This is a genomic window from Hoeflea ulvae, assembly GCF_026619435.1.
Lineage (GTDB): Bacteria > Pseudomonadota > Alphaproteobacteria > Rhizobiales > Rhizobiaceae > Hoeflea > Hoeflea ulvae.
On sequence record NZ_JAOVZQ010000001.1, the window covers coordinates 1,832,968 to 1,847,730 of the forward strand.

Below are 14,763 nucleotides of genomic sequence, written 5' to 3' on the forward strand. Positions count from 1 at the left end.
AGGTTGAAGAAAGCAAGAACCATGCAGGATTTCTCTGCACGGCTTCGAAGACAGCATTTTTTTGGTCTCTGTTGCGATCAGGTCGCAGTTTCGGGCGATCTGGCGGATTGATTCCGACGGCTTCGACAACAGGCTTGCGCATCGTCGGGACCGGGTCTATCGCTTGCCACCATACCCTCCCTGCAAAGCGGCATTCCTTGCGCTGAATCAATCAGGCTCCATTTCCATGACACTTGATCGTCTGGCCCCCGCGCTGTTTGTCCTGCTTTGGTCGACGGGCTGGATCGTTGCCAAATATGCCAGCCCCCATGCCGATCCGCTGACCTTTCTGAGCTGGCGCTTCACGCTTGCCGCCAGCCTGTTCTTCATCCTGACGATAGTCAGCCGGGCCGCCTGGCCATCGACGCGCGCCGGCTGGCTGCATGCGGTGGCGTCCGGCGTTTTGCTGCACGGCCTCTATCTCGGCGGCGTCTGGTGGGCGATCGATCAGGGCGTTCCGGCGTCGGTATCGGGCCTGATTGCGGCGCTGCAGCCCTTGCTGACGGCACTTGCCGCGCCCTTCATCGTCGGCGAGCGCCTGACCGCCATGCAACGGCTTGGCATTCTGCTCGGTTTCGCGGGGCTCAGCGTTGCCATCGTGCCGGGGTTGCTCGAACTCGACCCCGCCATGCTGCAGACGGCCCTGATCCCGCTGCTGGTCAATGTCACGGCCATGGGCTCGGTAGCGCTCGGCACCATTTACCAGAAGCGGTATCTGCAGGAAGGCGATCTGCGCGCCATCGCCGGTTTGCAATATGTCGGCGGGTTCCTGGTGGTGATGCCGCTGGCGTTTCTGATCGAGCCGATGACCATTGTCTGGAACCTGCAATCGGTGCTGGCCATGGCCTGGTCGGTGCTGGGACTGTCGCTGGTCTCGATCATGCTGCTGCTCTATCTGATCCGTCGCGGCCAGGTCTCGCGCGCCGCCTCGCTGACCTATCTGGTGCCGCCCGCAGTCGCCATCGAAAGCTGGTTTCTGTTTGGCGAAGCGCTGACACTGCCGATGGTCATCGGCACCCTGATCGTCGTCTTCGGTGTCTGGCTCACCAACCGCAAGGTCCGCGTGATCGTTTAATTCTTTGCACGGTTCTGTCTTTTCGCTTGAAGCGGTAGAGTGTGCCGGATCAAGGGCTGGAGAGAGACGTGCAGGAATCTGCGTTGAAGGTCAGGCTGGCGACTGCGGCCGATGAAATGGATGTCACGGCGGTTCTGACTGCCAGCTACACCCGCCTGTGGCAGGGCCATTATGCGGCGTCTGATCTCGAAATCCTGTTGCCGCTGGTGACGCGCGCCCAACCGCAGCTTCTGTCCTCAGGTCGCTTCTTCGTGGCACTAGCCGATGGCGAGCTTGCCGGCTGTGGCGGGTGGAGCCTTGCGGCTCCGGGCACGTCCGGCCGGGTGACCCCGGGATGCGGACATGTCCGCCATTTCGCCGTTCATCCCGATCATCTGCGCAAGGGGGTGGGTCGGGCGCTCTACACCGCCTGCCTTTCCCAGGCCCGCGATCAAGGATGTTCGCGCATGGAAGCCTGGTCTTCGCTGCAGGCCGTGCCGTTCTACGAGCGGCTCGGTTTTCGGGTCATCGAGCATTTCACCATCGATTTTCCAGGCGATGTCGGCCTTGCCTCGGTGCGGATGATTGCAGCTCCAGCCTGATCAGAAATCCGTCGGCACACCGCCCTCGGTCTTGCGCCGGGCGACAAAGGCGTCGAGCTCCTCTGCGATCGCTTCATCCAGCGGCGGCGCCTCGTAATTTGCCAGCGTGTCCTTCCAGACCCGGTTGGCGTGATCATAGGTGGTGGGCTGGCCGGCCAGACTCCAGCTTTCGAAGTTGCGCCAGTCCGACAGGATCGGCGAGTAGAACGCCGTCTCGTAGCGCGACAGCGTGTGTGCGGTGCCAAAATAATGACCGCCGGGCCCGACTTCCGCCATCGCGTCCATGGCCAGCGCATCCGGGCTGGTGTCGATCGGCGCCAGGAATTCGGCCACCATCTGCAGCATGTCGACATCCATGATGAATTTCTCGAACGACGCTGTCAGGCCGCCCTCCATCCAGCCCGCTGCATGCATGATGAAATTGCCGCCGCCCTGGACCACCGCCCACAGCGACATCATCGATTCATAGGCCGACTGCGCATCCAGCGTGTTGGCCGCGCAGGTGTTGGAGGTGCGATAGGGAACCCCGTAGCGGCGCGCCAGCTGCCCGCCGGCGATCACCGCCTTCATGTATTCCGGCGTTCCAAAGGCGGGTGCGCCCGATTTCATGTCGACATTGGAGGTGAAGCCGCCATAGACCACCGGCGAGCCGGGCCGCACCAGCTGGGTGAAGGCGATGCCCGCAAGCGCCTCGGCGTTCTGCTGCACCAGGGCGCCGGCAATGGTTACCGGGGCCATGGCGCCCGCCAGGGTGAACGGCGTGATCACCACCACCTGGTTGCGCGACGACATCTCGATGATGCCCTGCAGCATCGGCGCGTCATAGCGCAACGGCGAGGAGGCGTTGATGATCGTAAACAGCGATGGCTCGGCTTCCAGCTGCCCGGCGGTCAGGCCGCGGCCGATGCGGACGATCTCGAGTGCATCAAGATTGCGCTCCTTGCCCAGCGAATAGGCATGAAACGGCTTGTCCGTCAGCTTGATCATGTCCGACAGGCAATCGAGGTGGCGAACCGACGCATGCAGATCGGTCGGCTCGACCGGATAGCCGCCATTCATGTGGATGATGTCGAAGGATTGCGCCAGCTTGACCAGATTGCGGAAATCTTCCTGGGTGCCGGTTCTGCGGCCATTGTCGCGATCCGAGCAATAGGGCGCTGAGGCGACCTGGGCGAAAGCCATGTTGCGGCCGCCGATTTCGACATTCCGCTCCGGATTGCGGGCATGCAGCGTGAACGGCCCCGGCGTCTGGGCAACCAGATCCATGACCAGTCCGCGATCCATCCGCACCCGCTCGCTGCCGGCCTCAATGCGCGCGCCGGCGGCCTTGAGCCGGGTCCGCGCCTCTTCGAGCATGAAATCCATGCCGATCTGTTCAAGCACGCTCAGCGAGGCGTCGTGGATGGCTTCAAGTCCCTCTTCTGACAGCAGCAGCGACGGATCCTGGCTGTTGAGGATCGAGCGGTAGCGCAGGGTCACCGGGCTCTTCCTGCCCTTGCCGCGATCACCGCCGCGTCCGCCTCCGGCGCGCCTGCGCCGTTCGGGCGAGCCGGCGGTGTTTTCGATGGCGGCGGCTACGATGTCGTCGATGCTGCTCATGGGACCTGGCTCCGTCGTGTTGTCGCCTTCCGCCGGATCTGGCTCGATCGCTGGCCTGTGTTGACTGACGCTATGCCGGGCCAGTCGTTCCCGCAAGTCTCGACAAGAGGCAAATTGCACCGCGCACTGGCACGGGCTGATGGATGGCCAGCCCGAATGCTTAGCTCTCATGGTTAACTCTTTCTTCAATGGCGACATGCGATGTAACGGGTGGTGAGACAGGTCAAATTTTCGTCGATAAGGACTGCCGAGTGGCTGACGTTGACAACATCGGGAGTGACGAGGCACTGATTGCTGCATGCGCGCAGGTCGAAAACGACCCGAATCCGGCATTCCTGAAGGATTCCGAGCTTCGCTACGTCGCGGTCAATGCCGCCTATGCGGCGCTTTGGGACTGCGAACCCAAATCCCTTGTCGGCCAGCAGAGCCACCAGCATTTCGATTCAGTCGAGCAGAATGACCGCGACGAAAAGGAGCGCCGCAGCCTTGTCTTCGGCAAGGACCAGGTCGCCTTGTTTGCGCACCCCTTGCAGGGCGGACGCTACCGGGTGCGGATTCAGCGGCACCGCCAGTCCTCCGGCAAGACCTTTATCCTGGGACGTTTCGAGCCGATTGCCGGCGTCCGCTTCGAGACCGGACACCGGCACGAGCCGGACGCGATCACCGCGCCGGCACATCCTGCCGGGATGGATCCGCAAGCAGCCACCGCCCAAATGGCGGAGCCGGCAGCCGTGCACGCCAATCCGCCGCCGCCGCAGTCAAACGCCGATTCAACCCTTGCGCTGGTGAGCTCTGTTGAAGACGAGGGCCGCAACTCGTTCAACGCCAGCACCAATGCCGCCGACATGTCGCTTCTCAACCGGTTCAACGAAATATTCGACTGCATGGATGTCGGCGTGGTCCTCTATGACCCGCAGGACGTGCTGCTCTACGTCAATCCGGCGATGGATTCGCTCACCGCCCCCGATTTCATGCTGCCGGTCGGCAAGACCGTGCGCTCGACGCTGGAAACCGCCTGTCACATAAGCGCCGAAGACGAGCCGGCCGCACGCACCGCCTGGATCGAAAAACGCCTCGCCCTGCATCGGGAATTCGGCAAGGCGACAGTCGAGCAGCTCAAGAACGGCCGCTGGATCCGCATGGTCAACCGCAAGCTTGACGACGGTTACGTGCTCGGCCTGCGCGTCGATGTGACCGAGCTCAAGGAACGCGAGTTCGCGCTCAAGGCACAGGCCGCCGAGAACGAGATGTTCCGCGCCATACTCGACGAGATGCCGGTCTCGAGCTTCGTCAAGGACGAGAACTACTGCTACACCTATGTCAATCGCGCCCACAGCGATCTGACCGGACTTGCTGCCGAGGATGTGATCGGCCAGGACGACTTCACCCTGTTCGGCGAACAGGGCCAGGCACTGCGCGATGTCGACACCAAGGTGATGAGCGGGCAGGACATCATCGAGAGCGAAGTCGAGCTCAACAAGGCCAATGGCGAGCCGCTTGTCCTGATCGACAGGAAGGTCGGCATCACCGATCCTTTCGGACGCCGGCATCTGCTGGGAACGACGCTGGATGTCAGCGAAATCAAGCGCAGGGAAGACGAGATTTTCGAGACCCGCCGGCTTGCGGAACTCAATCGTTCGGATCTCGAAAGCGCGATTGATGCCATGCATATGGGGGTGGCGGTCGTCGACAGGAACGACAGGGTCGAACTGGTCAATGACGCGTTCTTCAGGATCTGGAAGATCGAGGCGAAGGATTCCTATATCGGTGCGGCCTTTCGGGACCTGATAGACATCAACCGGTACAAGGGCGTCTACAATGTCGCCGACGAGGATTTCGACGCCTATGTCGAAAGCAGGCTCGAGGAAATCCGCAAAGGCTATGTCGAGCCGCGCGAGTTCAAGCGCGCCGACGGCAGGACTGTGATCTATTCGGTCCGGGCGCTGTCGGAAGGCAAGAGGATGGTGTCCTATTTCGACATCACCGAACTCAAGCAGCGTGAGCACGAGCTCGATCTCGCCCGCTCTGAAGTCGAGCAGGCCAGCGAATTGCTCAGCGGCGCGACCGACACCATGGCGCAAGGTCTGCTGGTGACGCGCCAGGGCATCATCGAATTTTCCAATGCCGCCTTCCGCGACATGCTCGATCTGCCGGCTGAAGTGGTCGAGCCCGGCAACACCATGGAAAGCTATTTCACCTACTGCAAGGATCGCGGTGACTATGTTTCGGACGAGAATGTCTCGGAAACGATTGCCGGGATTCTGGAGAAGCACGAGAAGCAGTCAGCGCATTCGCGAGAACTCAAGGCGCCGCACGGCCGCTGGCTCAGAATTGACGCGAAGCCGACGGCAGGCTCGCGGATGATCATCACCTATACCGATGTCACCGAAGCCAAGATGCGCGAAGTCGAACTCAAGGAGCTCTTGGAAAAGGCCAAGATCGCCGACCGCGCCAAGTCGGAATTTCTCGCCAATATGAGCCATGAGATCCGCACCCCGATGAACGGGGTTCTCGGAATGGCGGAACTGCTGTCGCGCTCCGAGCTCAACACCCGCCAACGCACCTTCACCGACATCATCGTCAAGTCCGGCAATGCCCTGCTGACGATCATCAACGACATTCTCGATTTCTCGAAGATCGATGCGGGCCAGCTGGTGCTCGAGGAAGCGCCGTTCGACCTGCGCGAAACCATCGAGGACGTGGCCACGCTGATTTCGAGCCGGGCCAGCGAAAAGGACATCGAACTGATCGTGCGCATCGATCCCGAGTTTCCGACCCGGGTTGTCGGAGACATGGGCCGGATCCGCCAGGTCATCACCAATCTTGCCGGAAACGCGATCAAGTTCACCGAGAACGGTCACGTGCTGATCGAGCTCACCGGCGTGCGCAACCAGGCCGACCGGATCGACCTGAAACTGCAGGTCAAGGACACCGGGATCGGCATTCCGCAGGAAAAGCTGGAGGCAGTGTTCGACAAGTTCTCCCAGGTCGACAATTCCTCGACCCGCCGCCACGAGGGCACCGGGCTGGGACTGGCGATCACCTCGCGGCTGGTCAATTTGATGAAGGGCACGGTCCGGGCCGAAAGCACACCGGGCGAAGGCTCGATGTTCATCGTCGAAATCAGCATGCAGCTTGATCACGACACCGTTCCGGTCCGCAGCGCGCCGGTCGATGTGTCCGGCGCCCGGATATTGGTGATCGACGACAATGCCGTCAATCGCTCCATCCTCAAGGAGCAGCTCAGCGCCTGGGGATTTGACGCATGCGCCGCCGTCTCCGGACAGGAAGGCCTCGATGTGCTCGCGGCTGCGGCAAAGTTCAACGTGCCGGTGGACGCGATCATTCTCGACTATCACATGCCGGACATGGACGGGGTGATGACCGCGCGCGCCATTCGCGAGCGTCACGGCGACAAGGCGCCAGCGATCGTCATGCTGACCTCGATGGACATCAAGTCATCGGACACCGACATCCGCAAGGGCCTGGTGCAGTCGACCTTGATGAAGCCCGCCCGCTCTTCGATGCTGCTGGAAACGCTTGTCCAGGTTCTGCAGGCAGCCGCTCAGTCTTCCGGCAAAACCCGCACGGTCGAACCGGTTTCTCCTGCGGAAGTCGCGCAGCCCGCAGCCGCCCGGGACTGTGCGCCGGACAAGCTCAAGCTCGTGGTGCAGTCACCGGCCGCGGCCTGCAAGCTTGACCTGCTTGTCGCCGAAGACAACGAGGTCAACCAGATCGTGTTCACCCAGATCCTTGATGGTCTCGGCGTGACCTACAGGATTGCCGACAATGGCGGCAGCGCCTTTGACATGTGGAAGGAACTGCGCCCGGCTCTGATCCTGATGGATGTGTCGATGCCGGTCATGAATGGACATCAGGCCACCGAGGCAATTCGCCGGGCCGAAGCCGAGGATCCGGAGCTCGGTCACACACCGGTCGTGGGCGTCACCGCCCATGCCTTGACCGGCGACAAGGAGCGCTGCCTGGCCTCCGGCATGGATGATTACATGTCCAAGCCGATCAGCCCGGAAAAGCTCGAGGCAAAGATCCGCGAATGGATGCCGGAGGAAATCGCCGCTCGGATCACCGTAGGCTGATCACAAGGCCGGGCAGATGGCCTGCGCTCATGTCGCGCTTGCTGGCGTGTCCCGGGCGCTTTTCCACCACGAAACCCGCAGCCTTCAGGTTCCTCCGCACCCATCCCGCCGCCGAATAGGTTGAAAATGTTCCACCCGCCGCTGTCCGCCCGGCGAGGAGGCGCAACAGCTCTTCAGACCACATCTCTGGATTGCGAGATGGCGAAAACCCGTCGAGATACCAGGCGTCCGCCTCGATCTTCACATCGCCGAGCCGGTCGAGCGCCGGGCCGGTGTGCACATGCAGGTTGAGCATTCTGCCGCCGGCGCGAAACTCCGCCGTGATGTCGCCTTCGGGCTGATCCGGCCAGGCCGTGATCAGGCGTGAGGCCTTGTCGCCGAGATCGGGCCAGGCCGACAGCGCGCGGCGCATGTCGTCGCGCTGCAGCGGTCGCAATTCGAAGGAATGGAACGCCAGCCGCGCCCCTTCGGGCGCCGCTTTTTCCCAGGCTGACCAGGTCTCGATGAAGTTGAGCCCGGTGCCGAAACCCAGCTCTGCAATCACCAGCGACGGCTGGCTGGCAAACCGCGCGGGCAGGTCGTTTCCCTCCAGAAAGACATGACGGCATTCGGCCCGGCCATCGGCACGCGAATAATAAAAGTCGCCAAATTCCTCGGAATAGGGCATATCGCCTTCCAGCCAGGAAAGCGGCCTTGGTTGTGGGGCGTCGTCGTTTTCCGGGTCATGGGGGTCGATCATGGGTATTGCCGATAGCGGTGTGGTGCATGCCGGTCAAGCCGCTCCGGATCTGTTGATCGCCGGAGCCGGCGTCGCGGGCCTGTGGCTGACGGTGAAGGCGGCGCGCGCCGGCCTGTCGGTGATGCTGGTCGAACGCGGCAATCCCGGTGGCGGCGCCAGCGGCGGATTTCTCGGCGCCCTGATGCCGCACAGTCCCGAGCGCTGGAATGGCAAGAAGGACTTCCAGTTCCGCGCCCTGGTCGATCTCGAAGATGAAGTTGCACGGCTTGAATCGGAAACCGGGGCCTATTGCGGCTACCGCCGTGTCGGACGCCTGCTGCCGCTGACCTCGGAGCGGGCGCGAACTGCGGAGCTCGCCCGGGTCGGGGAGGCGCAGCTCAACTGGGGCGACGCCTTCCGCTACGAGGTGAAGCACACCGCCGAGATCGACAACTGGCCCGACATCCTCGCGGCCCCGCACGGCACGGTTCATGAAACGCTCTCGGCTCGGATTTCGCCACCCGGTCTGCTCGGCGCGCTGCTCACCAGTATCGCGATGATGCCGAATGTCGATCTGCGCCTGGAAACAAGCGTGGTGGAGGTCAGTCCGGCCGGTCGTACGGCAACTCTGTCCGACGGGTCCGTCGTCAGCTATGGCCATGTGGCGCTGGCCAATGGTGTCGATGCTTTTCCGCTGATCGCGCGTGCCGCCGGGCTGCCGTCCCAGTCGCTTGGAAGCGGAGTGAAGGGGCAGGCGGCACTTCTGGACGCCAGGACCTATCCGGATCTGCCGGTGGTCTATGAGGACGGCCTCTATGTGATTGCGCATGAAAACGGCCATGTCGCGGTCGGCTCCACCAGCGAACGCGATTATGACGATCCGACCGGCACCGACGAGGCTCTCGATCTTGTCATCAAGCGCGCCCGCAGACTGTGTCCGGTGATCAAGCACGCGCCGGTGATCCGGCGCTGGGCCGGTGTGCGCCCGCGCGCCATCGGCCGCGACCCGATGCTTGGGCCGGTGCCCGGCGCACCCGGCGTGCTGGCCATGGCGGGCGGCTTCAAGATCAGCTTCGGAATCGCCCACCGCATGGCCGATGTCCTGGTGTCCGGAATCACCGGAACGCAGGGGCCGGAGACACCCGCAAGTTTCTCCGTCGAGCATCACGCCGCCAAAGCCGCCGGCAAAACCTCAACCGGTTGATTTCGCTGCGACTGCTTGTTGATTTTCTTCAAAGTCCGGCTCTCGACATTTGAAGTGATGCTGGTACCGTTCGCGCTGAATTGAAACGGACAGATCCATGACCACACCATCCTATCCCCGCGACCTGATTGGCTATGGCCGCACCACGCCTGATCCGCAATGGCCGTCGGCGGCCCATTGCGCGGTTCAGTTCGTGGTCAATTACGAGGAGGGCGGCGAGAGCTGCATTCTCGATGGCGATCCGGCGTCGGAAAATCTTCTCTCGGAAATCGTCGGTGCGCAGGCCTGGCCGGGGCAGCGCAACACCAACATGGAATCGCTTTATGAATATGGGTCGCGCGCCGGTTTCTGGCGGCTCTGGCGCATGTTCACCGAGCGCAACATGCCGGTCACTGTCTATGGCGTGGCGCTGGCCATGCAGCGCAACCCGGACGCCGTCGCGGCCATGAGGGAAGCCGGCTGGGAGATTGCCAGCCACGGGCTGCGCTGGCTCGAATACAAGGATTTTTCGGAAGAGGAAGAACGCCGCCACATCGCCGAATGCGTCCGGATCCACACCGAGGTGACCGGCTCGCGCCCGCTCGGCATCTATCAGGGCAAGCCGTCGGTCAACACCTTGAAGCTGGTCATGGAGGAGGGCGGTTTTGTTTATTCTGCCGATTCCTATGCCGATGAACTGCCCTATTGGCTCGAGGGTCCGAACGGCCATCACCTGATCGTGCCCTATACGCTTGATGCCAACGACATGCGCTTTGCCACGCCGCAGGGATTCAATTCCGGCGACCAGTTCTTTGCCTATCTCAAGGACACGTTCGATGTGCTGATGGCCGAAGGGGCGGCGGGCAGTCCGAAGATGATGTCGGTCGGCCTGCATTGCCGCCTGGCCGGCCGTCCGGGCCGTGCTGCCGCCCTGGCGCGGTTCCTCGATTATGTCGCTTCGCATGACAAGGCCTGGGTGACCCGCCGCATCGACATTGCCAATCACTGGCACGAACACCACCATCCGGAGAAGACATGATGGACCGCAATGATTTCATCGCCAAGTTTGGCGGCGTGTTCGAGCATTCGCCATGGATCGCCGAGCGGGCTTTCGATCATGGCCGGATTGCCGAACCGCTCGAGGCAGAGGCGCTGCATGAGGCGCTCTGTGCCGAGTTTCGTCTGGCAAGCCATGACGAGCGCCTGGGCGTGCTGCGCGCCCACCCGGATCTGGCCGGAAAGCTGGCGATCGCCGGAGATCTGACCGAGGAATCGCGGTCGGAACAGGCCGGAGCCGGGCTTGACCGCCTCAGCCCCGAAGACCATGCCCGCTTCACCGAACTCAACAGCCGCTACATGCGCGATTTCGGATTTCCCTTCATCATCGCGGTCAAGGGCCACACCGAGGACAGCATCCTTGCCGCCTTCGAGGCCCGCGTCGACAATGACCCTGAAACCGAATTCGAAACCGCCTGCGCTCAGGTCGAGCGGATCGCCGGTTTCCGTGTGGCAGCGCTGCTGGCAGAAGAATGAGCGCGATGCAGAAGCTTGAACTCGAGCCCCTGACCGCGGACGCCTTTGCGCCTTTCGGCACGGTGCTGGACACCGGCGCCGCCGAAATCCGGATGATCAATGGCGGCACCACCGAACGCTTTCATGCGCTGGCCATGGCCGACACCGAAACCGGGGGCGGCCGCACCATCCTGTCACTGTTTCGCGGCCAGCCGCGCAGCTTTCCCTATGCCGTCGACATGATGGAGCGCCATCCGCTGGGCAGCCAGGCCTTTTTCCCACTCACCCCGCGGCCCTGGATCGCGGTGGTCGCACCGGATGAGAATGGCCGCCCCGGCAGCCCGCGCGCCTTTGCCGTTGCCGGCCATGTCGGGGTTCAATATGCCCGCAATGTCTGGCACCACCCGCTGATCGCGGTGGGAGCGCCAAGCGACTTTCTGGTGATGGACCGGGAAGGCGACGGCAGCAATCTGGAAGAATTCAGCTATGATCAGGCTTACATGATCATGGACCCAACCTGACCAAGGAGACGCCCATGTCCGCTCAACCGCTTGGCACCGGACGCCTGACCACCCATGTACTCGACACCGCCCGTGGCTGCCCGGCCGCCGGAATGGCGATCGAACTGATGCGCATCGAGGGGGTGACCCATCATCTGGTCAAGACCGTCCACACCAATGCCGACGGCCGCGTCGATGCCCCGCTGCTGTCGGGTTCCGAACTTGCTGCCGGCGTCTATGAGCTGGTGTTTCACGCAGGCGACTATCTGCGCTACGCGGGTGATCCTTTGCCGGAACCTGCCTTTCTCGACACGATCCCGATCCGCTTCGGCATTGCCGATATCGGTGCCCATTACCACGTGCCGCTGCTGATCTCGCCCTATGGCTATTCGACCTATCGCGGCAGCTGACGCAGGGGCAGCACATCGTCCGGTCCCGCCGCCGGGCGGGACGTCAAGGTGAGCTGTCTCGGGGAGGGGGCGGAACTTTGTCCGGTCCGGAAAAAGCGAAAGCCGCGTGGCAGTACATCCGTGCTCACGCGACTTATAAGTGATCCTCGAAAAGACCACTGCTGATACACAGCTTGCAGGAACAGTCTTAACGAAGGGTTAAGACAATAATGTGACAGCGCGAAAATTATTCGCCGCCTCAGTCCTGAACCGCTTCTCCGGCGACATAGACCTGGCGCACCGAACGGTCGTCGCCCAGGGTTTGCAGCAGGAACAGCTCCTCTTCCAGCGTCCCCACCGTTTCCATCCTGATCCGCATTGCCGGCGTCGCACCGGCGTCCAGCGCGATGATGTCGGCATCGGTTCCCGGCTCCAGCGTGCCGATCCGGTCGGAAAGCCCCAGCGCCTCGGCATTGCCGAGGGTGGCTTGCCAGTAACTTTCGATCGGCGGCACGCGGTGACCGCGCAATTGCTGGATCTTGTAGGCCTCATCCAGTGTGCGCAGCAGCGAGTAGCTTGAGCCGCCGCCGATATCTGTGGCAATGGCGGTGCGTATGCCATGTTGCCTGATCCGCTTGAGATCGAACAGGCCTGAGCCGAGAAACAGGTTCGAGGTCGGGCAGTGCACCGCAACCGATCCGGCTTCCGCGATTGCCGCCATTTCCCGGTCGGACAGATGGATGGCGTGGCCGAGCAGCATCCTGTCGGTCAGCAGCCCGTGCCGCGCATAGACATCGGTATAGTCCAGCGCCTCGGGGTAGAGCTCCAGCGTATAGGCGATCTCGGCGTCGTTTTCCGACAGATGCGTCTGGATCAGCAGATCCGGATGCTCGCGCGCCAGCGTGCCAGCTGCTTCGAGCTGTTCGGGCGTCGAGGTGATGGCGAAACGCGGCGTGATGGCCACATGATTGCGGGCCTTGCCATGCCAGTCCGCGATCACCGCCTTGGTGTCGTCATAGCTCGATTGCGGCGTGTCGGTAAGCGCTGGCGGAGCATTGCGGTCCATCATCACCTTGCCGCCGACCATCAGCAGGTTGCGGCGGCTGGCCTCGGCGAAATAGGCGTCGGCCGAGCCCTTGTGCACCGAACAATAGGCCGCGGCCGTGGTGGTGCCATGGCGCAGCAGTTCATCGAAGAACAGGGAGGCAAAGCGGGCGGAATGCGCCGCGTCGGCAAAGCGCTGTTCCTCGACAAAGGTATAGGTGTTGAGCCACTCCAGCAGATTGGCCGCATAGCTCGCCGTCACCTGCATCTGCGGGAAATGAATATGCGGATCGATGAACCCGGCCATCAGGAGAAAGGGCCGGTGGTCGATGATCTCGATGCCGGCGGGGGCCCTGGCCATCACGTCGCCATAGGCGCCGGAGGCCGAGATCCGCCCGTTTTCGACGAGTACCGCGCCGTCTTCCTCGTAGACATAGCTGGCATGGTCGTCCCGCGCTTGCGGCCTCGATCTGAAGCTGAGCGTGCGTCCGCGCAGAAGTCTGGCTGTCATTGAGTGTTTCCGCCGGCAATTGTTGATTCATACCAGGCGACGAACAGCGCGCGTTCTTCCGGCTCGACATAGGTGATGTTGCCTGGCGGCATGGCATGGCTGCGTCCGGCCTGCAGATAGATGTCGCGGGCGTGACGGGCGATGTCGGAGGCCGTCTCGAGCCTTACATCCTTGGGCGCATGGGCAATCCCGTCCCAGAACGGCTCGGCTGCATGGCACATCGAGCAGCGCCCCATGATGGTTTCGCTCACCGCTTCGAAATGGACATTGTCGACAAAGCGCTGCTGGACCGGTGCCAGCGAGGCTTCCTCGATCACCTCGTCGGTGCGCGGCAGGCTCGACAGCCAGATCACGGCGATGAACAGCGCCACGGTCGCAGCCCAGGTCCAGTGCGGCTTGCCCTTGCGCGCATGCACGGTGTTGAACCAGTGGCGGATGGTGACGCCCATCAGGAACACCAGCGCTGCGATCAGCCAGTTCCACTGCGTGGCGAATGCCAGCGGATAATGGTTGGACAACATCAGGAAGATCACCGGCAGAGTGAGATAGTTGTTGTGCAGCGAGCGCTGCTTGGCAATCCGGCCATATTTCGGGTCCGGCGTGCGGCCCGCCTTGAGATCCGCCACCACGATCTTCTGGTTGGGGATGATGATCATCGCCACATTGGCGCTCATGATGGTCGCGGTGAACGCGCCCAGGTGCAAAAGCGCCGCCCGGCCGGTGAACACCTGCGTATAGCCCCAGGCCATCGCCACCAGCACCGCAAACAGCACCAGCATCAGCCCGGTGGTGTTCTGCCCGATCGGCGATTTGCACAAGAGATCATAGATGATCCAGCCGAACACGATCGAGGCCACCGAAATGCCGATTGCGACCGGCGCGCTGACATCCAGCACATTGACGTCGATCAGGTAGAGCTCGGCACCGGCATAATAAACCACGCACAGCATGGCGAAACCCGACAGCCAGGTGACATAGCTCTCCCATTTGAACCAGGTCAGGTGCTCGGGCAGGTTCGGCGGCGCCACCAGGTATTTCTGGATATGATAGAAACCGCCGCCATGGACCTGCCATTCTTCGCCGTAAGCGCCCACCGGCAGGCCCGGCCGCTGAACCAGGCCGAGATCGAGCGCGATAAAATAAAACGATGATCCGATCCAGGCGATGGCCGTGATCACATGCAGCCAGCGCACGGCAAAACTGATCCATTCCCAAAAGACTGGGTACTCGTACAGAAAATCGGACATCGGCGCCCTCGCACTTGGTGTTTATTTTGCAGTGCACATGATGCGCAATGCGGAGCTGAATGAAAAGCCCGGTTTGGCGCCGCGCGAATTTAATCAGTTCCCGGTTTTCCCTGATAATCGACCTGATTGCCCGGAGATATCAGGAAGTTCGTCTGAGGTTCGTTTTCCACAGCCACTGTCACATAGCTGTTTTCAATTGCGCGCTAGAACCGCTGCGGTTACGTTTCCCTTTCGGGTTACGTTCGTTTCCACGCGTTTCCCACTTTGG

General features: G+C 62.3%; 12 protein-coding genes. 8 read left to right on the forward strand and 4 right to left on the reverse strand.

Annotation, left to right across the window (positions count from 1 at the left end; all coding sequences use genetic code 11):
• The first annotated feature begins 226 nt into the window (after window positions 1-226).
• Together OEG82_RS08550 and OEG82_RS08555 are read left to right on the forward strand one after the other, a co-directional pair.
• Window positions 227-1,114 carry a DMT family transporter gene (locus OEG82_RS08550; RefSeq protein WP_267612012.1) on the forward strand — a complete coding sequence of 296 codons (888 nt, stop codon included), beginning with the start codon at window positions 227-229 and terminating at the stop codon, window positions 1,112-1,114.
• A gap of 68 nt (window positions 1,115-1,182) precedes the next feature.
• Window positions 1,183-1,695 carry a GNAT family N-acetyltransferase gene (locus OEG82_RS08555; protein WP_267612013.1) on the forward strand — a complete coding sequence of 171 codons (513 nt, stop codon included), beginning with the start codon at window positions 1,183-1,185 and terminating at the stop codon, window positions 1,693-1,695.
• Here OEG82_RS08555 and OEG82_RS08560 read toward each other — a convergent pair whose 3' ends face one another.
• Window positions 1,696-3,294, reverse strand: coding sequence for a trimethylamine methyltransferase family protein (locus OEG82_RS08560; protein WP_267612014.1), 1,599 nt, complete (start codon window positions 3,292-3,294; stop codon window positions 1,696-1,698).
• Between the two features lie 251 nt (window positions 3,295-3,545).
• Here OEG82_RS08560 and OEG82_RS08565 point away from each other — a divergent pair, with 251 nt between their 5' ends.
• Window positions 3,546-7,391 carry a PAS-domain containing protein gene (locus tag OEG82_RS08565; protein WP_267612015.1) on the forward strand — a complete coding sequence of 1,282 codons (3,846 nt, stop codon included), beginning with the start codon at window positions 3,546-3,548 and terminating at the stop codon, window positions 7,389-7,391.
• Here the strand turns inward: OEG82_RS08565 and mnmC2 are convergent.
• Window positions 7,378-8,130 (reverse strand): tRNA (5-methylaminomethyl-2-thiouridine)(34)-methyltransferase MnmC2, encoded by a 753-nt coding sequence (mnmC2, locus tag OEG82_RS08570; RefSeq protein ID WP_267612016.1) that lies wholly within the window; start codon window positions 8,128-8,130, stop codon window positions 7,378-7,380. The two genes, OEG82_RS08565 and mnmC2, sit on opposite strands and share 14 nt — an antisense overlap.
• Between mnmC2 and OEG82_RS08575 the strand changes: the two genes are divergently transcribed.
• The 5 genes from OEG82_RS08575 (at window position 8,129) to uraH (ending at window position 11,714) form a co-directional block, all read left to right on the forward strand.
• The gene (locus OEG82_RS08575) at window positions 8,129-9,313 is read left to right on the forward strand and encodes an NAD(P)/FAD-dependent oxidoreductase (protein ID WP_267612017.1); all 1,185 of its coding nucleotides are present in this window, start codon (window positions 8,129-8,131) and stop codon (window positions 9,311-9,313) included. The genes mnmC2 and OEG82_RS08575 overlap by 2 nt on opposite strands.
• Window positions 9,314-9,410: 97 nt before the next feature.
• Window positions 9,411-10,331 (forward strand): allantoinase PuuE, encoded by a 921-nt coding sequence (puuE, locus tag OEG82_RS08580; protein ID WP_267612018.1) that lies wholly within the window; start codon window positions 9,411-9,413, stop codon window positions 10,329-10,331.
• Window positions 10,328-10,825 carry a 2-oxo-4-hydroxy-4-carboxy-5-ureidoimidazoline decarboxylase gene (uraD, locus tag OEG82_RS08585; protein ID WP_267612019.1) on the forward strand — a complete coding sequence of 166 codons (498 nt, stop codon included), beginning with the start codon at window positions 10,328-10,330 and terminating at the stop codon, window positions 10,823-10,825. Before puuE ends, uraD begins: the two co-directional genes overlap by 4 nt.
• 5 nt (window positions 10,826-10,830) lie before the next feature.
• Window positions 10,831-11,325, forward strand: coding sequence for an ureidoglycolate lyase (locus OEG82_RS08590; protein WP_425497563.1), 495 nt, complete (start codon window positions 10,831-10,833; stop codon window positions 11,323-11,325).
• A 14-nt stretch (window positions 11,326-11,339) separates the two neighbouring features.
• On the forward strand, window positions 11,340-11,714 hold the full coding sequence (gene uraH / locus OEG82_RS08595) for a hydroxyisourate hydrolase (protein WP_267612022.1): 375 nt from the start codon (window positions 11,340-11,342) through the stop codon (window positions 11,712-11,714).
• A gap of 238 nt (window positions 11,715-11,952) precedes the next feature.
• Here the strand turns inward: uraH and guaD are convergent, their stop codons facing one another.
• Entirely contained in the window at window positions 11,953-13,248 is a 1,296-nt protein-coding gene (gene guaD / locus OEG82_RS08600) for a guanine deaminase (RefSeq protein ID WP_267612024.1), read from the reverse strand.
• The gene (locus OEG82_RS08605; protein WP_267614899.1) at window positions 13,245-14,483 is read right to left on the reverse strand and encodes a urate hydroxylase PuuD; all 1,239 of its coding nucleotides are present in this window, start codon (window positions 14,481-14,483) and stop codon (window positions 13,245-13,247) included. The genes guaD and OEG82_RS08605 overlap by 4 nt, the downstream gene beginning before the upstream one ends.
• Window positions 14,484-14,763: the final 280 nt, after the last annotated feature.